The following is a 25,911-nucleotide window of genomic DNA, read 5'->3' as shown; positions in this document are numbered from 1 at the left end:
ATTATTAAATTCGGAGTTTGGAATGTCAAAAAAATCTTTTGTCAGCGGTGCAATAATATTAATGCTAGCTGGATTTATAGTAAAAATCTTCGGATTTGTTTACCGGATATATTTGTCAAATTTGATAGGTTCTGAAGGTATGGGGCTTTTCCAGCTGATATCCCCTGTGTACTCTTTGATTATACTTACTCTGACATCCGGAATATCCATAGCTGTTTCCAAAATGGTTGCGGAACAATTTGCAAGAAACAACCTTATAAACTTAAGGAGAATAACCTATTGTGCCTTTGTGATTTCACTGGGGGCAGGTTTATTTATCTCAGGCGGAATATATTTTTTTATGGACTTCATTGCCCGTGAGGTTTTAAAAGACAGCAGAACCCATCTTTCGTTGCTGATTTTAGTTCCATGCATACCTGTAATAGCCGCTTCCTCAGCACTGAAGGGCTATTACTACGGTATACAGCAGGTGGCACCCACAGCAGTATCGCAAATTTTTGAACAGGTAGTAAAAATAACTGTTGTCATGCTCCTTGCTTCAAGATTTATCGATGCAGGCCTTCAATACGCCTGTGCAATGGCAACATTAGGTATGGCCCTGGGGGAAATAGCCAACCTTTCGTTGTTGGTTCTTATTTACAAGTTCAGGAAGAAAACATTGCCCAAAATTGTATCAAAGAAAGGAATAATGCGAAAGAGAAAAATTATCAAAGAAATTGTAAAGACTGCAGTTCCTGTGTCTTTGAGCAGATTTATTACTTCGGTAATGGCAGCTTTCGAATTTATTCTCATTCCAAGAAGGCTTCTTGAAGGAGGACTGAATTACTCTGCCAGCATGATGGAATATGGAAAGCTTACAGGTATGGCGATGCCTCTCATTTCTTTTCCTTCGCTGGTCACATCATCCCTAGCAATAACCTTGGTTCCGGCAATATCTGAAGCTTTATCAATGAAGCAGCTGCGATCTGTTAATTATAGAGTATCAAAATCAATACAGTTAACGTTCATTCTAGGTTTCATATTCACTGCCATATTTCTTGCTTTTCCCAATGAGATAGGGGGCATCCTCTATAAAAGAGAAAAAGTAGGAAATCTCCTTTTCATTCTTGCATTCACCTGTATATTTGCATATCTACAGCAAACCCTTTTGGGAGTTCTAAACGGTATGGGCAAGCAAGCCGTATCATTAAGAAACTCTGTAATAGGCAGTGTAATAAGAATAGGATTTGTGTACTTTGCTATCCCGGCATACGGTATAAAGGGGTACGTGACTGGAATAATAATAAGCTCGGGATTTGTGTGCATTCTTAACCTGGCTACAGTAGTAAACACAACAGGTATGACGATAGACTTTCGCAACTGGATAATAAAACCGGGCTTCATTGGCTTAATAATGCTTTTTATAAGTAAGTATATATACAGCTTCTTCGGCATATTCACAAACAGCATAGCAATAAATACGGTTTTGGCGGTAGCAGCCAATGTTTTGATAGGCCTCTTTCTAATGACTGTAATAGGGGTATTGAAAAAGGATGAATTGCAAAGGCTTTACAAAGGGAAATCTAAAAGAAGATAGCTTCCAATATAAGAAATCAAATTAGTGTAAAAAACCTGGATATTCCTTGATTTTATGAGATAGTTTAAGCTAATGGCTTTTTTTCTCTGATAAAAGTCAAAGAAAGTCAAAAACAAATTTTGATAATGGTGCATATAATATGATATAAAATATATATAAGGTCAAAGAAAGTCAAAAACAATAAGAATATTTGGAGGTGCGATTTATGTTTGGATTAACACCATATTTTAGAAAGCAAAACGACATCATGAAGGGAAACAATATTTGGGATATTAACACGGTTTTTGAGGAGTTTTTTAAGGAACCTTTCTTTCAAAACAGCTTTATGGCTGCAAATGCAATAAAGGCTGACATACGGGAAAATGACAAAGAATATATAGTTGATGCTGAAATTCCTGGAGTAAACAAGGAAGACATAAAGCTTGAGCTAAGAAATGACACTCTGACAATATCCGTGGAGCATAAGGTGGATACAGAGGAGAAGTCGGAAAATTACTTAAGGCGTGAAAGAAAGTTAGGATCATTCTCAAGAAGCTTCTATGTGCAGAATGTAAAAAATGACATGGTAACGGCAAAGTATAACAACGGCATTTTGACAATAACCCTTCCAAAGGAAGAAGGGAAGGCGAAATCCAACAGAATTGATATACAATAGATTTCATGATTTTGATTAGCACTCGCTGCATTTACAAAATAGGGAGATTTCTGTAGGATTCGTTTTTTTGCTCCATAAGTCCTATGGTTTTACACAAGGTCTCAATTCCGTGATCTATATTTTCAACATAAACCGATGCAAAGCTCAGCCTTATACTATTAAGCTTTTGTGATGCATTGCTGCTATAAAATATTTTACCCGGAGCAAAAACGATGTCCTTCGATGCACATATATTAACAAGTGTATTTACCTGAAAGCCGGGAGGGAGGGTAAGCCAAATATTCAGCCCTCCTCCAGGCTTTTTATAGATTACCCCGGATGGAAGATGCTTGTCTAATGCATTTGTTGTTTTTATGTAACGCTCCTTGTAAATATTGTACATAAACTGGGAATGCTTGTCCCAGAAGCCTTTCCGTATGTATAGATCAAAAGCTCTTTGGATAAGGCCGGAAGTGGAAATATCGGTAGCGTGCTTGGCTTCGATAACATTGCCCAAAATGCCGGTGGGCACTATCATAAAGCCGAGGCGAAGTCCGGGCATGAATATTTTTGAATAGCTTTTAATGAATATTACTCTGTCGCTTTTATCCATAGATTTTAAAGGGAGGTATTTTCTATCCTGAAAATCTAGATCGCTTACATAATCATCTTCTATTATGTAGAGGTCGTATTTATCGGCGAGCTTAAGAAGCTGCTCTCTTTTATGGTTTGAGCAGGAATATCCTGTCGGGTTCTGAAATGAGGGTATTGTATATAAAAGTCGAGGCTTGTACTTCTTAATGGTATATTCAAGAACATTAAGGCTCATCCCGTCCTCGCAGAGCTCAATATCTGCAATTTGTGCTCCTCTGGATTTAAAAACAGCTATAGCTCCGGCGTAGGTGGGACTTTCGGTTATGATATAATCCCCTTGTCGAAGTAAAGCCTTTGAAATAATATCAATACCCTGCTGGGCACCGGAGATTATTTGAATATCATTGGGGTTGCATGTCACCATTGCTTTCCCGAGAACCCGGCAAATTGACTCCCTAATAGGGTAATAGCCCTGGCTGTCCTGATAGCCAAAGGCATTACCCTTATCCCTTTCAAGAACCTCGTTTAAAACAACCTTGAAATCGTCCACAGGGAAAAGATCTGGTGTAGGTGTGGCACTGGCAAAATTAATGCTGCTTTCCGTCAGGCTTACCTGCCCGTTATTTATTAAATATGCATATTCCTGTGTATAAACCTCATCTAAGACAAGGTTGTTTTGTAAATGATGGTTTTTAGCCGATACCAAATAAGAATTGGACACAAAGGTGCCACTTCCGGGTTTGGTATATACATACCCGCTATTTTCAAGCTCTTTAAAAGCAGTAACAACCGTTACTCTGTTGACCCCTAACTCCTTGGATAAATGCCTTATGGACGGGAGCTTGACATCATGTACAAGGGTTCCGCCAGATATCAGTTCTTTAAGCCTTTCAAAAAGCTGAACATATAATGGTATCGAGCTATCTTTCTCAAACTTTATCAATTCACTGATTTCAATCATATTACCGCCTAATTAACAAATGAAATTATAACTGCTATAATGCATACAAAAGACAGCAAAAGCATAATTCTTTGCTGGCTCTGGACTTTATTCAACAAAGTAACCTTGTCACTGAACATGGATGAAAGTTTGCGTTCGAGATCTTCCTTTTCCTGAGTCAGTGTTATAAATAAATTGCTGTTGTGCTCATTGGTTATCAGTGGAGATTCATTGTTTTTAAACTTGCTTTCCTTATAAGCATAAAGAAGCATCCTGGCAGCCGTCAAAGGGCCATCTTCAGTTATGTCTGCCACTTCATCGGCCAGGCACCGTCCCATAGCCGTAATTACAGGCGAATTCATCCCTGCAATTGCTTCAATTACGTTTAATTCGTCAAAGAGCCTTTTCTCCAAAGATCCGATACCTGTTATCATGATCGCATCATAATAGTTATTCTTGTCCATTGAATTTAAAAGCTCAGCTATATCGTCGGATTTATATGTATCTATATAATGCATCGAAACTTCAAAGAAGCCTGTGCTTTTGAGGCAATTTGTAACTTCTGTCGATGCAGTGCTGTCCTTTGAGGATATAATCATAAGCTTGAAAAAGTCTATGTTTTGAAACACAAAATCCTTTTTTTGTTTGTGCAGAAATCCTTTCTCGTTTAATGCAGATAAAATAGCTTCCCTTTTACTGTCACTTACATCTGATTCAATAATTTTTGATGCCTTAAACTCAATAAAGTTAAACTGGTTTTCTACATTGTTGTCGTAAATGTTAAACATGCCGAATAGATTAATTTTATTTCCTGGCTCTATTCCCGAATGATAACCTGATTTTTTCGGTAAAAATACATTCATAACGCTTCCTTCATCGCTCTGTATCTTGAAGCTGGTACCGTATTTATGCCTTTCTACATCCGAACAGATAGTTCCTTCCAGATAATAGTTCTTTTTTATGACATCATTCTTGAAAAACGAGCCTTTCAGGTTTTGCATGAACAAGTTGCGGAACTCATCGATTGATATCTTTTCAGCCTCCGCATTAATTTTACCAGGTTCTTTAACCGCCATCTACATTCCCCCGTTACTAAGGCATGAATGAAAAATTACTTACGCTTTTGAGCGGGTGTTGACGAGTTAAGTCAACGCATGAGCGAAATTTATAGCGGAAGTTATTTTTCGTGCATGACTAAATATTAATACTTTATAAACTATAAATAAACATTTTATAAACTCTCTATATTCATTCTACCACATATAAAAATCAATTAGAACTATTTTGTTAACAAAGATATAATTAAAAAATTGCTTCCGCATGGCACAAAAGATTAATCGCTTTTAATATGGCATTATAAATTTATTAGTGATATAATTAATTTTCGTAAAAAAGCAAATAGAGGGGTGCAAGGATAATGGATCAACCAACTAATGGACAGGCTAATTATAAAATAGACAGAAAAGCATTTAGCAGAACCATCCCGGAAATAATTACAGAGGTTTTAAAACTTGTAAGAGGTTTTTTTATTAGAATAAAATTAACTGAGTGTGGATCGCTTCTTAGAGCAGGCAGAGGCATAAGCATAATTAAAAAGAATGCAGCCATAAAGTTGGGAAGAAAGGTCCAGCTTTATAAAGGGGTAAAGCTAAGTGCATTCGGAAATGAAAATTTCTCCGAAATAATAATCGGAAATAACACCTCAATCGGGGACAGGACTGAAATACACGCGGGTAGCAAGGTAGAGATAGGAAACGGGTGCAATATATCCTGGGATGTCTGCATAATGGACAGGGATTACCATAAATTTAACAGTCCTACCGAGGAAATAAAACCAATAAAGATAGGCAATGATGTTTGGATTGGCTGTAATGTGCTTGTTTTAAAGGGGGTAACAATTGGTGACGGTGCCGTCATAGCTGCCGGAAGCGTTGTTACAAAGGATGTTGCACCAAAAACGCTGGTAGGAGGAAACCCTGCCAGGGTTATTAAGGAAAACATTTATTGGATACCCTAAATCTATATTACTTTAATTGAAAGGTCACAAGATGAAAAGCGTAGCAAAATCTATAGGCATTGTTACAATTTTAATGCTGTTTTCAAGAGTTTTATCTTTAATAAGCAGCAGCTTTTATGCAGCAAAGTTCGGAAGAACCATTGAAATGGAGATTTACTCCTATTCATTGCAGATTCCGCTTATAATATTTACCAGCCTTGGCACTGCCTTGGCTACGGTTGTAATCCCTATATTTGCAGGCCATATTACTACAGGTGAAAAGGAAAGGGCACACAGGTTTGCCGATAAAATTATTACTATTACAGTAGTGCTTACAATTGTGTTTTCGGCATTATGCATACTGGCCACTCCGCTGATAACCTATCTGACGCCCAAATTCAGGGTCCAGGATTATGGATTGACTGTGTTTGCACTAAGGGTGATGTTCCCCATCATGATTTTTTATGCACTTAATTATGTTTTTCAAGGGATTTTACAGTCTTATGGAAGGTTTAGCATGCCTGCACTGGTAAGTATACCAAGCAGCTTGATTGTTATAATATATTCATTGTTTTTGAGCAATGTGTTTGGGGTAAAGGGACTTATCGTGGCTACATTTATAGGGCTTACAACTCAGGCACTTATTCTGATCCCTCCCATGTACAAAACCGAATACAGGTACAGGCCGTCACTTGTCATAAGGGACCCGGATATTTTAACAGCTGCAAAACTGGTACCGCCGGTACTACTGGGGACATCTGCATACTCAATAAACATGCTTTTCAATAACGTATTTTGCAGCAGGTTTGAGGATAATACCGTTTTCATGATGAATTGGGTGCAGAATTTGGTTTTGTACGCGGTACTTGCCTTTGTGTTTTCGGTGACGGCAGTAATATTTCCAAGGCTTTCAATGTATGCTGCCCAAAATGACATGGCTGAATTTAAGGCAAGCATTGTAAAGATTTTAAGCTCGGTAGCTTTTATACTGATCCCATGTACTGCAGGATTTATAGCGGTTCGCTATCAGCTTATCGAACTGCTTATCAAATGGGGCAAAATAAACCAGAATGATGTTAATTTTGCTGCTGTTCTGATGGCACTATACTGCATAGGTATTGTAGGGTTTGGAGTAAAGGAAGTATTGGATAGAGCCTTTTATTCCTTAAAGGATACCAAAAGGCCTGCAATAAACGGCGTGGTTATGATGATTATAAATATTTCACTAAGCCTTATATTGGCTCGTTTTATAGGCGTTTACGGAATACCGCTGGCTTATTCCATATCATCATTAACCGGGGCATTGATTCTTGTTATACTCATCAGAAGAAAAATCGGCGATCTGAACTTGAAAGGCCTTGGAATAAATGTTATAAAGTATACTGGGGCCAGCATTGTAATGTTCATATTGGTCGTAGGTTCCGGCATGCTGCTTGAGAATGTATCCTTCGGGGTATTTTTGGTGGACAGAAGCATCAAACTCATTATTCCTGTATTATTGGGAGCAGTGAGCTACTTCTTTATAACTTATTTTATTAAGGTGGATGAGTCAAAGGAAATGCTAAAGAGGGTAATGTCCAAAATTCCCTTTAGAAAACCCGCTCAATGATGAAAAAGGCTTTACTGCATTAAAAGTGTTAAACGTAATAGATTTATAGCTTTTAATATAATTGTTGGAGGTAACAATGAAAAAACTTAGTTATTATATTTGTCTCATACTTTATTACGCCGTCGCACGGCATTTGCCCGGCTCGGACTTGCCCTACGGCTTTGGTACAAAGAGAATCAGAAGGTTTTTGTGCAGGAGAATTTTTTACAAGTCAGGTAAGAACATTAATGTTGAACATGGAGCATTTTTTGGCTCGGGCAGGGATATTGAAATTGGAGAAAATACCGGATTAGGCATAAATTGCAGGATTGCAGGACCATTAAAAATAGGTAATGATGTTATGATGGGGCCTGATGTTATGATATTTACCCAGAATCACGAGAACAGTCGTCTGGACATTCCCATGAACCTTCAAACAGCACCTAAAAAGCCTGTTGTCATAGAGGATGATGTATGGATAGCAGCAAGGGTTATAATTCTCCCGGGTATTACTGTTCACAAGGGGGCTATTTTAGGTGCAGGAGCCGTGGTGACTAAAGATGTTCCCGAATACGCAGTGGTAGGCGGTAATCCGGCTAAGATTATAAAATACAGAAATGGAAACCAAACACAGAATATAAACCAAATACAAAACGAAAACGCAGGTGATAAAAATGATTAAGGTTCTATACTTGATAAACCATGCCGGAAAAGCAGGTACCGAAAGATATGTACAATCCCTTGTTGAAAAGCTCAATGGTAAAGAGGTAAAAGCTTATCTTGCATACAATGAGGAAGGGCTTTTGGTTGAAAAGCTCTCAGAGCTTGGGGTCACCTCCCATAGGATTGCAATGAAAAATCCTTTTGACATAAGGGCTGCTTATAATTTAAGCAAATTGTGCAAAAAGCTTAAAATTGACCTCATTCATACCCAGTATTTAAGAGAAAACTACATTGCCATGTGGTCAAGACTATTTAACCCTAAAACCAAAGTCATGTATACAAACCATTTTATATTGGAAAACAACGCGGTATTAAGGTTTTTCAACAGGGTTTTGACTCCTCTTGAGGCAAACATAGCTGCGGTATGCAACAAGGGCAAGGAAATGATGATAAGTAACGGTGTTAACGGCAAAAAAATAAAGGTTATTTTTAACGGTGTTGACCCTAAGGCATGGGGAGGTCCTGTAGAGTCAACAATGAGGCAGGAGCTTAATATTGACAGCGATACCTTCGTAATGCTCTGTGCGTCAAGGTTTGCCTATGATAAGGGGCATGAATTCCTTATAAATTCCATAGCCGAACTAAAAAAAATGACTGACAAAAAATTTGTAATGGTGCTTGCAAATGATGGGCCTTTCTTTGAAGAAAGAAAAAAACAGGCATTGAATTTGGGACTGGAAAAGGATATTATATTTACAGGATTTAGAAAAGACATTAAAAATCTTATTTACGGTAGCGACCTATATATAAATTCTTCAGCCCATGAGGCGTTAAGCTTTGCTATACTGGAGGTTTTGGCCTGCGGCCTACCAATAATTGCAACCGATATGGGAGGAAACGGGGATATAATAAACAATGAGACAAGCTGCGGTATCCTTGTAAAGTATGATGATGCAAGGGGCCTTGCTCAGGCGGTTACAAGAGTCATGAACGATGAAAAACTGCAAAAAACTTTGCGGGAAAATGCATTAAAGGCAATCAGGGAAAAATTTAATCTTGATAAGATGGTTATGGAAACATATAATTTATACAGGGAAAGCTTGAAAAGTGAGTAATAGGATAAAATCGAGCAGTAGGATTAAAGTTAAGCAGTAAGAATAAAAGTACAGAAAATATGTTTTATGGAGGAAGTGTTGAAATGATATTGGATGGTAAGGGAAAGCTTTTCGGAAAGATCAGCATTGTTGACGTTTTGATTGTTTTGGTTGTTTTAGGTGCAATTGCAGGTGTAGGGTACAAGCTTACCAGATCCCAGATAGGGGTCGGAGGTGCATTTACCAAGCCGGATAAGATTGAGATAAGTTTCTACTCTGATGAAGTTCCTGAATTTGTTGCTAAAGCAATAAGTAATGGAGATCTGGCAAAAGACTTTGACAGGAATGTTGTCTATGGAAAGGTTACAAAAGTAGAGGTTGGCAATTCTGTAAGCTGGGCCTCTAATGAAAAGGGGCAATTGGTACCATCAACCAAAAAGGGCTATTCATCAATTAAAGTAACTGTTGAGGGAGAAGGAATATATAGGGATGGCAAGTCTTCTTCGGGAGTAGTCTTTGGGAGTGCGGATTATTATACCGGAAGGACTACTATCCTGCTTGCAGGAAATGCTACTTTTCAGTGCAGGATATATGATATAAAGAAAAAGGGGTAATGCTTCTTGATTAATATATTAAAAAACAGCTTGATAATAGGCTTTATTATTACCCTCGTACAAAAGTTTCAGGCTGCCTATAAGGAGAGCCTGATTGCAAGAGTTGCAGCCTATTTGTCTTCTAAGTTTAAAATATTGTCTGCCAACAGCAGCATATTAAATTTTATAAAGAGAAGAGATTTTTATTCAAGGGTATTGGAGTACAGCTTTTTTGTCAGTGTATTGGATAAAGCCTTGAACATTATTCCAAGATTTTTAAACACCTATTACACAAAATACGGTCATATATTTGCAGAGAGCCTTATTGTAAGATCTGCTGTAAATATACTTCGCAGGATAGAGATTGTTATAGCATTAAGCATTGTATATATTATTTCAGTTCCTGATGAGAAGTGGTACAATATATACACCACAGTCATCGTACTGGCACTTGGAGCAATGTTTTTTGTAAAAACAATATTTCACAGGTTTGAAAGTTTTAATGTTAAAGGACTTGATTTTGCCCTACTTCTGTTTATGCTGTGTGTGATTTTATCAGTGGGCAATTCATTCTTCCCGATGGACAGCATGAGGTTTCTCCTGTTTTTTCTTACATGCTTTTTGCTGGTCATAGTCATAGTAAGCTCTATAAATACCGAAAGGTCCATAAACAGCTTTATAGAGATAATGTTGTGGGGAGTCACATTTACAGGCCTTTTCGGTATATACCAGGCTAAAATAGTGGGAATACCGGTTAATCCCGCCTTTATAGATCTTGTGACAAACTCCGATGCAAAGGGGCGAGTTTTTTCTACTGTGGGAAATCCCAACAACTACGCCGAGTTGCTGCTTATGACAATACCTTTTTATTTTGCAGTAGTTTTAAATTCAAAGAATGTATTTAAAAAGATACTTTACTCATTATTGGCAGTTCCACCTCTCATATCCCTCGTCTGGACAGGCACACGTGCAGCGTGGCTATGTTTTGCTGGATCGGTGCTGATATTTGTATTCTTTAAAAACAAAAAGCTGCTGCCGCTGGTTATACTTGCAGGGATAGCGTTTATACCCTTTATGCCGCAAAGTATATACAGAAGACTCATGTCATTGACTCAAGCAGATACATCGGCTATGTACAGGATAAAGATATACCAGACCATTATGCCCATGTTCACTGAGTACTGGAAGGCAGGAATAGGATTAGGAACAGATGTATTTATGGGAATCTGTAAAAACTATTATCAATACACTGCCAAGGTTCCGCCCCATGCCCACAATTTATATATACAGATATGGATTGAAATGGGTATTATGGGCATAGCAACTTTTGTGTGGTTTATTGGGAGGCTTGTTAAAAAGTGCATATTAAACTTGTCAAATAAGGCAGAAGCAAACATAAACAATATTCTTATTGCAGGAATATGTTCTATTGTTAGCGTCCTTGTAATGGCACTGGCTGAGTATATATGGTATTATCCAAGAGTAATGTTGATTTTCTGGGTAATTGTGGCATTAGTTTTAGCTGCGTTGAGTATTACAATGAGGAAAAGAGAAGGAATAAGCAATAAAGCCTAGAAGGTTTTCAGGATATTTAAAAGTGATCAATATAATGAGTAATATATAATGAGTAATATATAATGGTTAATAATAATTAATATATAAAAGGAATAAGTAAAATACGACTTCCCTTAATAATGGGCTTAAGCTCGGGAAGTTCTATTTTACTTATTTGTTAATATGTAGGAAATTGTGGAGGGTTTTATATGAAGGTTGCAACTCCGGAGCAAATTGGAAGAATGGATGATGAAACCATAAACAAAATAGGTATACCGGGAATTGTTCTCATGGAAAATGCTGCACTTAAGGTGGTAGAGGAGACCACAAGAAGTATCGGTGCCATGGAAGGAAAAAAGGTTATTGTCTTGGCGGGTAAGGGGAATAACGGTGGAGATGCTTATGCTGTTGCAAGGCATTTAAATAATCTAGGGGCCTACGTATCTGTATATATTACCTCGAAAAAATCCGAAGTTAAAAGTGATGCACAAATAAACTTAAAAATCATTGAAAACATGAATATAAAGACTGTTGAAGTCGTCGATAAAAATATACTTTCGGAAATTAAAAGGGAACTGGAATGCTGTGATGCCGTTATAGACGGGATTTTTGGAACAGGTTTTAAAGGGCAAGTGACAGGCATCATTGAGGAAATAGTAAAACTTGTAAATGACTCTTCAAAATATGTTGTATCGATAGATATTCCCTCTGGGGTAAACGGTGAAACGGGAAAAGTCCTTGGAAAGTCCATAAAGGCTCATAAAACCGTAACATTTACATTTCCAAAGACCGGACTTTTAATTAGTCCCGGGTGTGAACATACGGGTGAGCTTGTAATCGCCGACATCGGTATACCCAAGTCAATATGTGATGCTGTAAATATGAAAACAACTCTTATAGATAAAGAGCATGTGTCCGATATAATACCAAAAAGAATAAAGGAAAGTAGTAAGGGTAATTATGGGAGGGTCCTCATTATAAGCGGTTCAACGGGAATGACAGGCTCAGGCTGCCTTTGTGCAAAGGCAGCTTTAAGGTCGGGTGCAGGGCTTGTGTATCTTGGGGTTCCGGCTGTATTGGGTAATATTTACAGTGCTCAGTTGGTGGAGCCCATTGTTATACCATTTGAGGATAAGGGTAAAGAGCACTTTTCCAAAGAATCCGCTAAAGATATATTAAAACAAATGGAAAAAATGAATGTGGCGGCAATTGGTCCGGGTATTTCATGTCGGCAGGACATTATTGAACTAGTACAAGAGATACTTGTAAATGCAAGTGTTCCCATTGTGCTTGATGCAGATGCTTTGAACGCCGTCTCAAAGGATGCAGCAATATTGAAAAAGGCAAAGGTGCCCGTGGTAGTTACGCCTCACCCGGGAGAAATGGCCAGGCTTATGGGAATGAGCATTTCGGATATTCAGAATGACCGAATAAAACATGCCGGGGATTTTTCCGCCCAGTATAATGTTATAACGGTATTAAAGGGCTCAAAAACCATTATTGCTGCTCCTGGCGGGAGAATTTATATAAATCCCACAGGAAATCCTGGGATGTCAACTGCAGGTACAGGTGATGTGCTGACAGGAATAATAGCAGGATTTATAGGCCAGGGCTTTACGCCTGAGGACTCTGCAGTTGCCGGGGTTTTTCTCCACGGTTTGGCAGGGGATATGGCTGCACATAAGAAGGGCCAATATGGGATTATAGCAGGTGACTTGATCGAAGAACTGCCTTATGCAATACACCAATATATATAAAAGAAGGGGTAAAAATGGAGCAGAAATTTAACAGGGCATGGGCCGAAGTTGATCTTGATGCTATTGCCCACAATTTAAGGGAAATAAGAAGAATAACAAATAAAAAATCGGAAATAATGGGAGTAGTAAAGGCAGATGCATATGGACATGGTGTTATGGAAGTGGTGAGAACCATTTTGGAAAACGGGGCTACATGTCTTGCCGTGTCAATGCTTGATGAGGCCATACAGCTTAGAAAAAACAATATTGATGTGCCCATATTGATTTTAAGCTATACAGATCCTATAAGAGCTGCCGATATAATAAAATATAATGTTACTCAGGCAGTTTTCAGCCATGATCTTGCAAGAGCATTGTCTGAAGAAGCTGTGAGGCAGAAAAGGAATGTAAAAATCCATATTAAAATAGACACCGGTATGACCAGGGTAGGCTTTATGCCCGGGTACAGTGCTGTAAAAAATGTATTGGAAATAAGCAAGCTTCCAAGAATTGTTGTCGAGGGTCTTTTTACACATTTTGCTTCAGCGGACGAGAAGGACAAAAGCTACACAGAGATGCAGTTTGAAAGGTTCATGGGGATCTGCAGCGAGCTTAACAGGATAGGTGTGTATATACCTGTGAAGCATGTTGCCAACAGTGCAGCCATTATTGAATTTCCCAGCATGCACCTAAATCTTGTGAGGCCGGGCATTATCCAATACGGAATGTATCCGTCCAATGAGGTTGATGCAAAAAAAATCGACCTAAAATCTGCTATGACTTTGAAAGCAAATGTAATACTTGTGAAGGAAGTTGAGAATAATACATGTATAAGTTATGGCAGAACATTTAAGACTTCCAGGGTAAGTAAAATTGCAACAATACCTATAGGATATGCTGATGGTTATACCAGACTTATGAGTAACAAGGGAAAGGTTTTGATAAATGGAGAGTTTGCTCCTGTAGTTGGGCGTGTGTGCATGGATCAGTGTCTCGTAGATGTCACCGATCTTGCAAGTGAAGTATCTGTCGGTGATGAAGTGGTTTTGTTCGGAAAACAGGGAAGTAATGAAATCTCCGTAGAAGAAATTGCTTCAATCATCGGAACTATTAACTATGAAGTTGTATGTATAATAGGGAAAAGAATACCAAGAGTTTATTTGAAGGGAGGTAAAATCCAAAAGGTATTGAACTATCTGATTTAAGGCATGAATGAAAACTAATAAGTTATATGATTAATCATAACTCATTAGGAATATAATAAATAAAAAATGAATAATTGAAGAAAAAACAGTTCGATTTTATGGGGGGATTTTTCCTTAAAGCTTAATTGCCAATAATTACAGTGTACTTATGACAGGAGTAATATTATTTTAATTTGACCCATGAATATTAGGGATTATATAATGATATATATAATATGAATATCAAAATATATTATGATCGGTTTTGGAATAATCATTATTAATTCATTAGAAATATCCTTTCTATTTATGGCTTTCAACAGTACATACCCGCTGCATTGCAGCATAGCTTCAAAAGCTGTTAGTTCCGTAAGTCATTTTAAGATAGGAACCCGAATATAAGAATGGGGGGTTATTTTTGTCAGATTTAAAAAAAATATTGGTGAGTCTTCCTGATAATTTATTAAAAGAGGTTGATGAAATTATTGCTGTTGAGAAAATAAACAGAAGTGAATTTGTCAGGAAAGCGATGAAGCTTTATATAAGAGAGAAAAGAAGAATCGAAATGAGGGATAAAATGAAAAAAGGCTACCAGGAGATGGCGGAGATTAATGCTAGACTGGCAGAAATGTGTTTTGATGCGGACAATGAGCAGCAGCAAAAATATGAGGAAAGTCTCGGGGAGTTGGAAATATAGTGGTAATAAAGCGTGGAGATATTTTTTATGCCGATTTGAGTCCTGTTATAGGGTCTGAACAAGGAGGCGTAAGGCCTGTTTTGATTGTTCAGAATGACATTGGCAATAAGTATAGCCCTACAGTAATAGCAGCAGCCATTACATCCCAGATTAACAAGGCAAAGCTTCCTACCCATATAGAAATTGGAGCTATGGAATATGGCCTTGCCAAGGATTCGGTTATACTTTTAGAGCAGATCAGGACAATTGATAAAATGAGGATTCGAGAAAAGATAGGTCGTTTGGATGAAGAGTTGATGGATAAAGTAAACGATGCCATCAGTATTAGTTTTGGATTAACAGATATATGATATTCTAGGGGGTACAAATGATGAAGAGATCAAAAATATTTAAATATAAATATCCTATATTGTTGTTTATTATAATGACAAGTTTTTTTACTGTACATATTGTAAAGGCAGTTACTGCCGTTTCACCTGAGCCCGGTACCGAAAACGATCCTGTGGTTTCACAAAGCTATGTGGATCAGAAGGTTGGTGAAATTGCTGCAAAGCTAGAAACTGCAAATACAACAATAAGTGATTTGACAAAAAAGCTTACTGAAGCCAGTGATAAAATAACAAAGCTCACAGCGTCAAATGATGCTATGAGCAAGCAGTTAAAAGAGGTTGACCCGGAATCCTTCAAATTTCAGCCATTAGAGCTTAAAGCGGGTCAGAAGCTTATAGCAGGGGCAAGCACAGAAATTATTTTAAGATCCGGAAGTGCTAAGGCAATATCAGGCACATATGGAGGGCTTTCGGATATAACAGCTGCAAAGAGTGCGGATTTAACTACAGGTGCTCCTATTGCACTCAACCATTTGCTTCTTGTTTCAAGGGATGATGGAAGAGGAATAACCGCAGTTACAGGTTGTTGGCTAATTGTCAAGGGAACATATAAAATAGCCGACAAGTAAAATTGTGGTACAGGTTGTTAACGATTTATATGGTGGACCAGGCCTATATCGGATTTGGAGGGGAAATATGAAGGATAAGATTGTAAGAATCGGCATATTTCTTGTTTGTTTGTTGTTCATATATCAATTTGCAGTAAAGCCCCTTATTAAAAAGGATGGTGATATTAAAGAGGCAAGCAGCGATCTTGGTTGGGCAAAGAATGACATAATAAAAGAAAAAGACAAATATGATGTGATCGTTTATGGAGAAGAGCCAGAGGGATTGGCGGCTTCTTTGGCAGCGGCCAGATCAGGAGCTAAAACGCTGCTTGTGGCTTCAGGCAGCGATCTAGGGGGACTGCCTTGCAGTTCCCTTGATTTTAATTTTGAGATTTTAAAGGGGGTAAATAATGAAGCCTTAGGCGGTAAAATCTTTAAAGAAATAGCCTCTCAGTTGGGTACAACTATTTCTTCTCAAAAATATAAAAGTGTAATGAAAAGCCTCGTTGAAGAGGAGAAAGATCTTCAAGTGGTTTACGGTGGTGTTTTGGTATCCGCAACCATAGATAATGAATCATTATACGGAATAAACCTCGTTGTGGATAAAAAGGAGACAAGCTATTATGCAAAAAGATTTATTGATGCTTCAAAGAACGGCGATCTTCTTTTTAAGTGCAATGTTCCTTTTACTAAAGGTGCAGACGATCTAAATCTAAAAAATATATACAGGCCTGTGGGTATAAACTTTGAGGTTGCCAATGTGAAATGGACGGATGTGGAAGAGTTGCTGGGTCAAAATAAAATTGCAAGGCTTAAGGATGTACTGTCCCAATACCAGCCTATACACCCTGAGTTCAAATTGGGTAAAGTTGGATTTTTTGACGAGGGAGATCAGAAGGTTATAGTTCAAGGAATTGAAGCCTTTGACATAGATGTTTCAGACCATAAGGCTGTTGAGAAAGCATATGTTAAAGCGGTGGAAGAAACAAAAAACTTCGCAGGCTTTCTAAAAGACAGGCTTATTCCCTTCCAGAATTCAGTTTATGAAAGTACCGCAGACAAGTTTATTATAAATGACTACAGGCATTTTAAGGGTGAACATGTATTAAGCATAAATGAAGCCCTTGAAAACACCGATTTTATAGACAAGATTGCAGTTGTATCAAATTCTATTGTTGCCTACTCGCAGGGAGACTCCAAAGAAAAATATGTGATTGGAAAGCCTGCCTTGTTTTCCATACCTTTAGGATGTACAATACCTAAAGATATTGACAACTTATATATGGTTGGGGACAAAATATCATACTCTTCACTTGTTTCAAGCGGTACAACGGGCTATAGTACTAGTATGACAGTTGGGGAATCGGCTGGCGTGGCTGCTGTCTACTCAATTGTAAAAAATCAAAGACCGCGGGAGTTTTTAAATAAAGGGTCAAAGGTTGAGAACATGAACGAGTTAAACAAGCTGCTTATAAAGCTGGGGGCGTATCTTCCAAATTTTAAGATAAAAAATCCCAATGTAGACAGCTGGGTTTATCCCTCTATCAGGCAGCTGAACACTTTGGGCATCATATCGAGTGGAAACAACAATGACTACAAACTTGACAAGGAAGCAACACAAAAGGAATTTGCTGCTCTTCTGTTAAACGGTGTGGCAAGGCTTGCACCTGAAAAGTACTCCCTTGAGCTTGATGAACGATTGAGACCATACTTTACGGATAAAGGCCTTACACTGGATAAAGCAGCAGAAATTCTCCTTGCCATGAACGGGCAATCATCTCATACCCTAGAAGCATATATCAAAGCCTGTACAAAAGGTCTTATCAATGACGCCATGGCTCTAAGGCTGAGGGATAAGAAAATCCTAACACTAAATCATGTTTATGAGCTTAGTGCATATAATATTTCACTATACACTGGTAAAGATTTTCCTCAAAAATAGCAAAATTATATTCACAAAAATAAAATCCTGTGGTACAATATAAATTAATAAAGGTAAGTTACATAATGATTTTGTTCTTTCTATATCGCATAATATGATATATTGAAGTAAGTAATAAGCAGTAGTTGATTCCTTTCATTATGCAGTATCTCAGATAGTTTCTTTATTTCCTTATTTCAATTGTTTACTCAATTAAATTAATTAAATTAAAAATGTTTGAATAGTTATATACAGTAATAGTTAACTGTATTTTATATCTATTCAATTCATATAAATTTTTTTGGGCTTGGAAATAAATTGTTTTACAGTTTTGATTTAGTAGACATTATTACGGAATGTGTACAAATCTAAAAATGTGGAATAATAATTACCAAATCCATAGAGGACCTGTACAAGTTGATTCTCATCGTCTGGAGGTGAGCTGCGAGAAAAAACTTTTTTACAGGGCAGCGTTTATAAATATAGAGATAAGTTTATATGTGCATTTAGCTACTTGCCAAATGTGTAATAATTTGTAATTATTAATTATATAAAAGTGTTATCGATCACTTTTAAATTTAGAAAGAAGTAATGAGAATAGGGGAGTTCTAATATGGGAAATGAAGAATTGAATTTAATGCTCGAAAAGCTTACCAAGCTTAGGGATCAATTAGTTAAGTTGAATGAAAAAACTGGTGCTCTTGATAGAGCTAGGGGTATGAGAGAAGAGATACTAAAAGTGGGTTGGAAGGGTATCATGGAAAAATACCACCCGGATGTAAATACTGGAGACCCTGCTGCAAATGAGTTGTTTAAAATGTACAAGTTTGTTTATGAGGACATGAAGAAAAAAATGATGGATATGTAAGCGTGTTGGATATCTTTATCATAGGTTTCGAAGTTCTAAAAAGAGCTGCTTCAAGTTATAAAACTTTTAGCAGCTTTTTTATGTCTAGGAAATAGTAGTATATGCTACACCACTATTATACTGTTTTACTTTTCTTTGAAGAAAGTCGAACCTGCAATACTTTCATAATAAACCTCGGTAAATCCATCATCCGCTTATACCTCCAAGGCTCCTTGCAAAGCCTGTAAAACCATTCAAGACCATACTTTTGGAAGAACTCAGGTGCCCTTTTTACATTGCCTGACAGTATATCAAGGCTACCTCCCACTCCAATGCAAACCTTAGCATTCAGGAGGCGTTTGTGCTCATGAATCCATATTTCCTGTTTGGGGGCACCAAGGGCTACAAGCAGGATGTCTGCTTTGGACGAATTAATCTGATCAATAATCTCTTTTTCCTCAGAGCTACTAAAATAACCGCTCCGCACGCCTACAACCTCAATATTCTTATAATTGGCTAAAAGGTATTTTTCTGCTTCCTCAGCTATGCCCGGCTTACCTCCAAAGAGAAAGAACCTCATTTTGATATTTTCTGCTTCGGCAAATAGATTTTTTATGAGATCAAAGCCTGCAACCCTTTCGGGAAGGCCAAGCCCTAATATTTTTGATGCCAACACCACTCCTGCACCATCTGCAACAAGTAAATCGGCTTGACACAGAATATCTTTAAGATATGGGTTCCTGTGGGCCTCCATCATTATTTCCGCATTGGGTGTATACACGGCATGAAGTTTATTCTGAGATAAGAATGCCGTTACAGTGTTGACGGATTGTCTCATATTAAGTTTATCAACAGGTACACCTAAAATGTCTACAGTATTTCTCATAAAAAACACTTACTCCTATATATAAATTATTGTGCCATCCTTATACAGATACCGAACTATAAAAGATCTATGGCTATTTTAGCATTTTCAATGGCCTTTTCCTTAAGAGAATCCGATATTCCGGCCAATTGCCTGCTGATATTTGATTTGTCCTTCAGCACCTTTTCAATTAATGCTATGAGATTGTCGTAGTCAAGGTCCTTCACATGTCCTGCAGAAGGCTGGTTTATTGATTTAAGGAAGCCTTCAACCTTCGGTTCATAAATGAGGCCTACTACGGGGATCGCCTGGCAGGCAGCAAAGATAAGTGCATGGAGCCTCATGCCCACAAGAATATCCATTCTGCTGATTATACCTATTGTTTCGGGAACCGAGTATTTATTTTTAATTATATAAGCATTTCCGCTCATTTTAGAAGCTATTCTTTCACATATGGCAAGATCTGAAGGGTAATGCATCGGTATAAAAACAGGCTTTAACCCATGGGTCTTTAATACATAATCTGCAGCATCTGCTACAACCCGCTCATACCTATCCAGGTTATGCCACTTCCTTATGGAAAAACCAATGAATGGACCCTCCCCATCAATTCCTTCATTAAGAAGAATTTTGTCTATCTCCTCTGAGGGTGAAGGTTCAATAGTGGTAGCGGGATCTGCTGTTATCAAAACTTTTGGAGTGGTTATAAGTAGATTGTCAATTTCCTGCTTTGAAGGACAGTTTTCCCTCAAGGTTATTACATCGGCGTTATTTAAAACGTATTTTGTAATTTTTCTGTTAATACGCCTATTTATGGGGCCAATTCCGTTTGCATACAGCATAACCTTCATATGCCTTTTTTTTGCCAACCAGATCATTAACAGGTAATAAATAAGAGATCTGGTGCTTGTGTTGTCCTGTATAAGATTACCGCCGCCATTGATAAAAAGCTTACCGCGCTTCATTGACCTTAAAATGCTTATAAGGTTGAAGCGAAACACAGAGTCTACATTGTATAAGCCTTTTGTTTCGTGGGGCTCTCTGGATAAAACCATAATTTTGGCGTCCTTTTTATGTTGACGCAAGTTTTTGGTGATGGCCATAAGCATGGCATCATCCCCGATGTTTTTGAAACCGTAATATCCTGATATTATTATATCAGGGTCAGAGTGGCTTTCTAAGGACTTGGCCTGCAATACAGATTCATATATATCCAGTTGAGTTTTGCACATGTTTTTAAGGGAGAACTTTTCGCTGGCCTTTAGATAGATCCGATTGCCCATGTCTTCCCTCAGCTCCCTATCATTAACAAGCTTCAGAAGGTACTGGGACAGTTTTACATGGTCTCCAGGATTAAAGAGAAATCCATTTACACCATGATCAATAAGGTCGGGCAGACCTCCAACATTGCTGCTTACGGTAGCTTTCTTTACTCTTGTACCTTCAAGAATAGAGTATGGAAAGCTTTCGCTTATGGATGTCAATACATTTATATCAATATTACTCATGAACTCGTATGGATCGTTTACAAAACCCAAAAAGAGTACATTATCCGATAGTCCCATTGAGCTTACTTTTGCTTCAAGGGATTTTTTTTCTTCACCCTCACCGCCTATAAGAAACTTGACATTAGGATTATTCTTAATTACTTCTTTGGCAGCGTTGATGAATACAGTAAGTCCTTTAACGGGAGTCAATCTTACAAGTATACCTACAAGTATATCGCTTGAATCAATGTTAAGATTATATTTCTTTGCAAACTTGTCTTTAGAGTAAGTTCCTATATCATGATCAAAATCTATTCCATTATAAACTGTGAAGATTTTATTGGGTAAAAATCTCCTGTTTACAAGCATGTCTTTAAAATTCTTAGAGACGGCAACATAATAGTCAATAAACCTTAGGGCTATAGTATTGATTATTCCGAAGGTGACCCTCTTTATGAAGCTCTGGAGATAATCCAGCCTGTAATCACTGTGCACTGTTGTTACGGTGGGAACCTTGGTATAGCGGCTTACAATTACTGCTATCATGTTTGCCTTTGCACCATGGGAATGGGTCATCACATAATTTTCATCCTGTACAATGGAAATGACTCTCCTGATATCCTTTAATAAATTACCGGATTGAATAACTTCCACGTCTATACCCATTGCCTTTGCGTCATCGGCAAAAACGCCTTTTCTAAAGCTTATCAGCTTGACATCTATGTGTTTGCTCAATTCCTTTACAAGCGACAGAACATGGGTTTTGGCACCGCCAACATCTCCACCGCCTATCAAATGAAGAACTTTCATATATTTTCTCTCCGTTCATAGAGTTAAAACCCGTGTATATTATAGCATACCCTAGTAAAATAGCAACAGCTCTTTATTTTGTGTATCATTTTTCTGGATGTGGAAAATAATAATATTGGATAAGAATAGAGTTTTTTTGACATCAATGAAATCATAGTATATAAAAAAGAATATAGGTGTGTGGTTATGAAAAAAATATTTTCAGGCATAAAAACTAATGCTTTTTGGAAAAACAGCTTACTCATTGTCCTAGGCTCGCTTATAACTGCTGTATCAATAAGTGTATTTATGGTGCCCTACAAAATTGCTCCGGGGGGAGTCAGCGGCATAGCCACTGTTATATATTATCTTACTAGCCAGAAGTTTCCTGTAGGAGCCATTATGCTGGTTTTGAATATTCCTTTATTTGTTTTTGGATTTAAATTTATAGGAAGAAAGTTTATTGTAAGGACTTTTTTCAGCACAATATTACTATCTGTTTTTATAGATTTTCTAGAGCCTTATACCAGGTATTTTGTAGATAATTATCTTGTTAAGGTGGAGCCTACTCCATCAGTTCCAGATCTGTTTTTATACAGCATATTCGGAGGTTTTCTAATGGGATTGGGATTGGGGATGGTCTTTAAAGCAGGTGCAACCACAGGCGGGAGTGACTTGGCTGCAAGAATTGCTAACCATTTTATAGCCAACCTGACCATGGGGCAGCTTATAATGATTATCGATACCGCTATAATCATCTGTGCAACCATAGCATTTAACAGTTTCCATCTGGGAATGTATGCGATAATTACTCTTTATATCTCTTCAAAGGTAATAGATGCTGTATTGGAAGGAGTGAATTTTGCCAAATCCGTTCTTATCATATCCGATAAATCCGACGAAATTGCTGCCCGGATAATGGATGTCATGGATAGAGGCGTAACTGCTTTAAGGGGAATCGGAATGTATACCGGCAAGGACAAAAATGTACTGCTTTGCATTGTTCATAGGGGGCAGCTACAGCAGCTGAAGGAAATAATAATGGAACTGGACAGCAACTCCTTTATTATCCTTACCGACATCAGAGAGGTTCTGGGAGAAGGTTTCAAAACCTATGACGGAAACTGAGACGGGGAAGGGAAATAAAGGGTAAAAACCGAATATACTCTGGACTATTTAGTATCTCTATAGTATACTGTTTAGTGATACTTATAACTATAGAAAATATAAATAATTTATCCATTCTTACATAAATAAATTGTGAAATTTATTTATAAAAATTAATTGATTTTTATGTAATACATTTGCAATTTTGTAATGTGAGTTTTATATTAATTTTAATTTATTCTAAATAAGGAGTTGTAGTGATGGATATCCAGAAGATTAATGAATTAAAGCGTTATGCAACAATAATCCGCAAGGATATTATTGAGCAGGTTTACAGTGCATCCTCAGGGCATCCTGGAGGATCAATGTCTTGTGCAGATATTTTATCAGTCCTTTACTTTAAGGAAATGAGGGTTGACCCAAAGAATCCTCAATGGGGGGACAGGGATCGTTTTGTTCTTTCAAAGGGTCATTGTTCACCGGCACTGTACGGTGCTTTGGCAGAAAAAGGTTTTTTTCCTAAGGAAGACTTACATACCTTTAGAAAAGTTGACAGCTACCTTGAAGGGCATCCAAGCATGAAATCGGTCCCTGGAGTTGATATGTCAACCGGCTCTTTAGGCCAGGGTATTTCGGCTGCAGTAGGGATGGCTTTAGCAGGCAAGCTTGATGGAAAAGACTATAGAGTCTATTCAATTTTAGGAGACGGTGAGATTCAGGAAGGACAGGTTTGGGAGGCACTTATGTGTGCAGCACATTATAAGCTGGATAACCTTACTGTATTCCTCGACCATAACGGCCTTCAGATTGACGGTAAAATTGCCGAGGTTCTTTCGCCTGAGCCGGTGAAGGAAAAGTTTGAAGCTTTCGGCTTTAAAGTTATTGTTATAAACGGTCATGAACACCAGCAGATAATTGAAGCCTTGGATGAAGCTAAAAAAACTAAGGACAAACCGGTAATGGTTGTTGCTGAAACAATAAAAGGTAAAGGCGTATCTTTTATGGAAGATAAGGCAGGATGGCATGGCTCGGCTCCCAACAAAGAGCAGAGAGATGCGGCTATAGCTGAGTTGGATGAGTTTTTGGCTAAATTGGAGGTCGAATAACATGGAAAAGAAAATAGCTACAAGGGAAGCTTATGGAAGTGCGTTGTTAGAATTTGGCGGTGATCCTAAAATAGTAGTTTTAGATGCGGATTTATCAAAATCCACTAAAACTGATTTATTTAAGAATAAATATCCTGAAAGATTTATAAATATGGGTATTGCTGAAGGCAATATGATGGCTACTGCTGCAGGAATAGCTACCTGTAATAAAACCGTGTTTGCAAGTACCTTTGCAATGTTTGCAGCAGGCAGGGCTTTCGAGCAGGTTAGAAACTCGATATGCTATCCGGCACTCAATGTTAAAATAGGTGCTACTCATGCAGGTATTACTGTAGGTGAGGATGGAGCGTCCCATCAAACCGTTGAAGATATTGCTCTTATGAGGACTATACCCAATATGACTGTTATAAGCCCTGCAGATGCTGTAGAAACAAGGGCTGCGGTGAAGGCTGCAATAGAAACAAAAGGGCCCTTTTATCTAAGATTGGGAAGACTTGCTTGTCCTGTAATATTCGATGAGAATGATTACAAATTTGAGCTGGGTAAAGGTATTGAAATAGCTGAAGGCAGTGATCTTACCATCATCAGTACCGGATATATGGTTCACCTTTCTTTAGAGGCTAGCAAACTTTTGGCAAATGAAGGAATAAAGGCCAGAGTTGTAAATATTCATACAATAAAGCCCATAGATAAGGACATAATAGTTAAAGCTGCGAAGGAAACGGGAGCAATACTTACAGTTGAAGAACACAGTATTATTGGCGGTCTCGGAGGTGCTGTAGCTGAGGTTGTTGTAGAAAACTATCCGGTTGCTATGAAGAGAATAGGGGTTAACGATCAATTCGGTAAGTCGGGTAAACCTGAAGCATTACTTGAAAAATACGGGCTTACAAAAGAGGCTATTGTTGCAGGTGCTAAGGAATTGATTGGCTTTAAAAAGAAATAATAAATGACTTTTATAGACTATTATAAAGATACCGTGCCGTACAGCTCGGTATCTTTTTGTATTGTATAGGAAATTGTTGACTTAGCTCTTCAACACCCGCTCAAAAGTGTAAGTAATATTTTAATCATTTCTTAACTAATATGTAACTTATTTCTTCTTCAAATCTAATATAATAAAGATAATAATGATTTTCATCCTGTTACTCAATTCTATGGAGATGATATAAATGAAATCTTTATATATCGAGCCTAAAAAGCGGGTAAAGCTAAGGATTTATCTGGGTAAGAGGTATTATACATTTCTAAGATACTGCCAGTGGTATTTGGGAGGAAACAAGTTTGCAAATTCCTTTTTACTAAGCTGCTTGCCTTACAAGGCATTCTGCCATAAAGCACCTCTTATCAGGAAGCTTCCCGGAGTCGATATAAGCTTGCAATATAATAAGGTAAATAATCTAAGGATTGCTTCAAAGAGAATAGATGGGATAATTTTAAAAAAAAGCCAGATATTTTCTTTTTGGAAGCTTATAGGTAAGCCATCTGCAAAAAAAGGCTATAAGGAAGGCCTTATCCTGAATCCTGACGGAAGCTTCGGTGCAGGTGCGGGTGGAGGACTTTGCCAACTATCCAACATTATATACTGGATAACACTACATACACCCCTCACTGTAATTCAAAGATACAGACACAGCCATGACATTTTTCCCGATACAGGAAGGACACAGCCCTTTGGAAGCGGTGCAACCTGTGTATACAATTATATTGATCTTCAAATTCTAAATGAAACAGATAACGACTATCAACTGAAATTAAGTATGGACGATGAGTTCCTCTACGCGGAGTGGATGTGTGAAAAGCCGCAAAATACCTCATATGAGGTGTATGAGAAGGAGCATAGCATCAAAAGCACTTATTGGGGTGGATATATAAGGCACAATACAATACATAGAAAAGTTTATAATGAAAGAGGTCTTATGGTGGATGATGAGTTTGTCACAGAAAACAATGCCATAATGATGTATTCACCGCTAATATCGGATAATTAGAGTACTATATGC

General features: G+C 37.7%; 22 protein-coding genes and 1 pseudogene. 19 read left to right on the top strand and 4 right to left on the bottom strand.

Features of this window, described 5'->3' with window-relative positions; genetic code table 11:
* Positions 1–22 precede the first annotated feature (22 nt).
* Positions 23–1,576 carry a stage V sporulation protein B gene (gene spoVB, locus VIO64_RS15865; protein ID WP_331919979.1) on the top strand — a complete coding sequence of 518 codons (1,554 nt, stop codon included), beginning with the start codon at positions 23–25 and terminating at the stop codon, positions 1,574–1,576.
* A gap of 205 nt (positions 1,577–1,781) precedes the next feature.
* Positions 1,782–2,231 (top strand): Hsp20/alpha crystallin family protein, encoded by a 450-nt coding sequence (locus VIO64_RS15860; RefSeq protein WP_331919977.1) that lies wholly within the window; start codon positions 1,782–1,784, stop codon positions 2,229–2,231.
* A 31-nt stretch (positions 2,232–2,262) separates the two neighbouring features.
* Here VIO64_RS15860 and VIO64_RS15855 read toward each other — a convergent pair whose 3' ends face one another.
* Entirely contained in the window at positions 2,263–3,765 is a 1,503-nt protein-coding gene (locus VIO64_RS15855) for a PLP-dependent aminotransferase family protein (RefSeq protein ID WP_331919975.1), read from the bottom strand.
* An 8-nt stretch (positions 3,766–3,773) separates the two neighbouring features.
* Positions 3,774–4,820, bottom strand: coding sequence for a hypothetical protein (locus tag VIO64_RS15850; RefSeq protein WP_331919973.1), 1,047 nt, complete (start codon positions 4,818–4,820; stop codon positions 3,774–3,776).
* 767 nt (positions 4,821–5,587) lie between these two features.
* Between VIO64_RS15850 and VIO64_RS23130 the strand changes: the two are divergent.
* The 13 genes and pseudogenes from VIO64_RS23130 to VIO64_RS15785 all read left to right on the top strand — a co-directional run.
* Positions 5,588–5,734: pseudogene (locus VIO64_RS23130) on the top strand (DapH/DapD/GlmU-related protein); the annotation flags it as partial.
* A gap of 58 nt (positions 5,735–5,792) precedes the next feature.
* Complete coding sequence (murJ, locus tag VIO64_RS15840; RefSeq protein WP_331919969.1) at positions 5,793–7,349, top strand: murein biosynthesis integral membrane protein MurJ; 1,557 nt, start codon at positions 5,793–5,795, stop codon at positions 7,347–7,349.
* A 76-nt stretch (positions 7,350–7,425) separates the two neighbouring features.
* Positions 7,426–8,010: an acyltransferase gene (locus VIO64_RS15835; protein ID WP_331919967.1), complete on the top strand. Its 585-nt coding sequence runs from the start codon at positions 7,426–7,428 to the stop codon at positions 8,008–8,010.
* A complete protein-coding gene (locus VIO64_RS15830) occupies positions 8,003–9,106 on the top strand; it encodes a glycosyltransferase (protein ID WP_331919965.1) in 1,104 nt (367 codons plus the stop codon). The genes VIO64_RS15835 and VIO64_RS15830 overlap by 8 nt, the downstream gene beginning before the upstream one ends.
* Positions 9,107–9,189: 83 nt before the next feature.
* Positions 9,190–9,699 carry a DUF4330 domain-containing protein gene (locus VIO64_RS15825; protein WP_331919963.1) on the top strand — a complete coding sequence of 170 codons (510 nt, stop codon included), beginning with the start codon at positions 9,190–9,192 and terminating at the stop codon, positions 9,697–9,699.
* A gap of 6 nt (positions 9,700–9,705) precedes the next feature.
* Positions 9,706–11,253 (top strand): O-antigen ligase family protein, encoded by a 1,548-nt coding sequence (locus tag VIO64_RS15820; protein ID WP_331919961.1) that lies wholly within the window; start codon positions 9,706–9,708, stop codon positions 11,251–11,253.
* Positions 11,254–11,441: 188 nt separating this feature from the next.
* A complete protein-coding gene (locus VIO64_RS15815; protein WP_331919959.1) occupies positions 11,442–12,989 on the top strand; it encodes an NAD(P)H-hydrate dehydratase in 1,548 nt (515 codons plus the stop codon).
* A gap of 14 nt (positions 12,990–13,003) precedes the next feature.
* Positions 13,004–14,173, top strand: a complete 1,170-nt coding sequence (gene alr, locus VIO64_RS15810; RefSeq protein ID WP_331919957.1) for an alanine racemase — start codon at positions 13,004–13,006, stop codon at positions 14,171–14,173.
* A 397-nt stretch (positions 14,174–14,570) separates the two neighbouring features.
* The gene (locus tag VIO64_RS15805) at positions 14,571–14,849 is read left to right on the top strand and encodes a CopG family ribbon-helix-helix protein (RefSeq protein WP_331919955.1); all 279 of its coding nucleotides are present in this window, start codon (positions 14,571–14,573) and stop codon (positions 14,847–14,849) included.
* On the top strand, positions 14,849–15,199 hold the full coding sequence (locus VIO64_RS15800; protein ID WP_331919953.1) for a type II toxin-antitoxin system PemK/MazF family toxin: 351 nt from the start codon (positions 14,849–14,851) through the stop codon (positions 15,197–15,199). The genes VIO64_RS15805 and VIO64_RS15800 overlap by 1 nt, the downstream gene beginning before the upstream one ends.
* Before the next feature lie 17 nt (positions 15,200–15,216).
* The gene (locus VIO64_RS15795) at positions 15,217–15,807 is read left to right on the top strand and encodes a hypothetical protein (protein ID WP_331919951.1); all 591 of its coding nucleotides are present in this window, start codon (positions 15,217–15,219) and stop codon (positions 15,805–15,807) included.
* A 67-nt stretch (positions 15,808–15,874) separates the two neighbouring features.
* Positions 15,875–17,728, top strand: a complete 1,854-nt coding sequence (locus tag VIO64_RS15790; RefSeq protein WP_331919949.1) for an FAD-dependent oxidoreductase — start codon at positions 15,875–15,877, stop codon at positions 17,726–17,728.
* A gap of 592 nt (positions 17,729–18,320) precedes the next feature.
* Positions 18,321–18,575, top strand: coding sequence for a hypothetical protein (locus tag VIO64_RS15785; protein WP_331919947.1), 255 nt, complete (start codon positions 18,321–18,323; stop codon positions 18,573–18,575).
* Positions 18,576–18,690: 115 nt separating this feature from the next.
* Here VIO64_RS15785 and VIO64_RS15780 read toward each other — a convergent pair whose 3' ends face one another.
* A complete protein-coding gene (locus tag VIO64_RS15780; protein WP_331919945.1) occupies positions 18,691–19,440 on the bottom strand; it encodes a WecB/TagA/CpsF family glycosyltransferase in 750 nt (249 codons plus the stop codon).
* 56 nt (positions 19,441–19,496) lie between these two features.
* Complete coding sequence (csaB, locus tag VIO64_RS15775; RefSeq protein WP_331919943.1) at positions 19,497–21,716, bottom strand: polysaccharide pyruvyl transferase CsaB; 2,220 nt, start codon at positions 21,714–21,716, stop codon at positions 19,497–19,499.
* Between the two features lie 186 nt (positions 21,717–21,902).
* Between csaB and VIO64_RS15770 the strand changes: the two genes are divergently transcribed.
* The 4 genes from VIO64_RS15770 to VIO64_RS15755 all read left to right on the top strand — a co-directional run bounded on the left by VIO64_RS15770 (position 21,903) and on the right by VIO64_RS15755 (position 25,899).
* Positions 21,903–22,823: a YitT family protein gene (locus VIO64_RS15770; protein WP_331919941.1), complete on the top strand. Its 921-nt coding sequence runs from the start codon at positions 21,903–21,905 to the stop codon at positions 22,821–22,823.
* 239 nt (positions 22,824–23,062) lie between these two features.
* The gene (locus VIO64_RS15765) at positions 23,063–23,908 is read left to right on the top strand and encodes a transketolase (protein WP_331919939.1); all 846 of its coding nucleotides are present in this window, start codon (positions 23,063–23,065) and stop codon (positions 23,906–23,908) included.
* 1 nt (position 23,909) lies between these two features.
* Positions 23,910–24,854 carry a transketolase family protein gene (locus VIO64_RS15760; RefSeq protein ID WP_331919937.1) on the top strand — a complete coding sequence of 315 codons (945 nt, stop codon included), beginning with the start codon at positions 23,910–23,912 and terminating at the stop codon, positions 24,852–24,854.
* A 226-nt stretch (positions 24,855–25,080) separates the two neighbouring features.
* The gene (locus tag VIO64_RS15755; RefSeq protein WP_331919935.1) at positions 25,081–25,899 is read left to right on the top strand and encodes a VanW family protein; all 819 of its coding nucleotides are present in this window, start codon (positions 25,081–25,083) and stop codon (positions 25,897–25,899) included.
* Positions 25,900–25,911 lie beyond the last annotated feature (12 nt).

Source organism: Pseudobacteroides sp., from assembly GCF_036567765.1.
GTDB lineage: Bacteria > Bacillota > Clostridia > Acetivibrionales > DSM-2933 > Pseudobacteroides.
The sequence above is the reverse complement of the archived record's forward strand: the minus strand, read 5'-3'. Positions and strand labels throughout refer to the sequence as shown.

Coding starts and splice junctions, on each gene's coding strand:
- alr (WP_331919957.1), top strand. CDS start 13,004: ATGGAGCAGAAATTTAACAGGGCATGGGCCGAAGTTGATCTTGATGCT.
- VIO64_RS15855 (WP_331919975.1), bottom strand. CDS start 3,765: ATGATTGAAATCAGTGAATTGATAAAGTTTGAGAAAGATAGCTCGATA.
- murJ (WP_331919969.1), top strand. CDS start 5,793: ATGAAAAGCGTAGCAAAATCTATAGGCATTGTTACAATTTTAATGCTG.
- VIO64_RS15860 (WP_331919977.1), top strand. CDS start 1,782: ATGTTTGGATTAACACCATATTTTAGAAAGCAAAACGACATCATGAAG.
- VIO64_RS15850 (WP_331919973.1), bottom strand. CDS start 4,820: ATGGCGGTTAAAGAACCTGGTAAAATTAATGCGGAGGCTGAAAAGATA.
- VIO64_RS15765 (WP_331919939.1), top strand. CDS start 23,063: ATGGATATCCAGAAGATTAATGAATTAAAGCGTTATGCAACAATAATC.
- csaB (WP_331919943.1), bottom strand. CDS start 21,716: ATGAAAGTTCTTCATTTGATAGGCGGTGGAGATGTTGGCGGTGCCAAA.
- VIO64_RS15825 (WP_331919963.1), top strand. CDS start 9,190: ATGATATTGGATGGTAAGGGAAAGCTTTTCGGAAAGATCAGCATTGTT.
- VIO64_RS15785 (WP_331919947.1), top strand. CDS start 18,321: ATGGGAAATGAAGAATTGAATTTAATGCTCGAAAAGCTTACCAAGCTT.
- VIO64_RS15790 (WP_331919949.1), top strand. CDS start 15,875: ATGAAGGATAAGATTGTAAGAATCGGCATATTTCTTGTTTGTTTGTTG.
- spoVB (WP_331919979.1), top strand. CDS start 23: ATGTCAAAAAAATCTTTTGTCAGCGGTGCAATAATATTAATGCTAGCT.
- VIO64_RS15795 (WP_331919951.1), top strand. CDS start 15,217: ATGATGAAGAGATCAAAAATATTTAAATATAAATATCCTATATTGTTG.
- VIO64_RS15770 (WP_331919941.1), top strand. CDS start 21,903: ATGAAAAAAATATTTTCAGGCATAAAAACTAATGCTTTTTGGAAAAAC.
- VIO64_RS15830 (WP_331919965.1), top strand. CDS start 8,003: ATGATTAAGGTTCTATACTTGATAAACCATGCCGGAAAAGCAGGTACC.
- VIO64_RS15780 (WP_331919945.1), bottom strand. CDS start 19,440: ATGAGAAATACTGTAGACATTTTAGGTGTACCTGTTGATAAACTTAAT.
- VIO64_RS15835 (WP_331919967.1), top strand. CDS start 7,426: ATGAAAAAACTTAGTTATTATATTTGTCTCATACTTTATTACGCCGTC.
- VIO64_RS15755 (WP_331919935.1), top strand. CDS start 25,081: ATGAAATCTTTATATATCGAGCCTAAAAAGCGGGTAAAGCTAAGGATT.
- VIO64_RS15815 (WP_331919959.1), top strand. CDS start 11,442: ATGAAGGTTGCAACTCCGGAGCAAATTGGAAGAATGGATGATGAAACC.
- VIO64_RS15760 (WP_331919937.1), top strand. CDS start 23,910: ATGGAAAAGAAAATAGCTACAAGGGAAGCTTATGGAAGTGCGTTGTTA.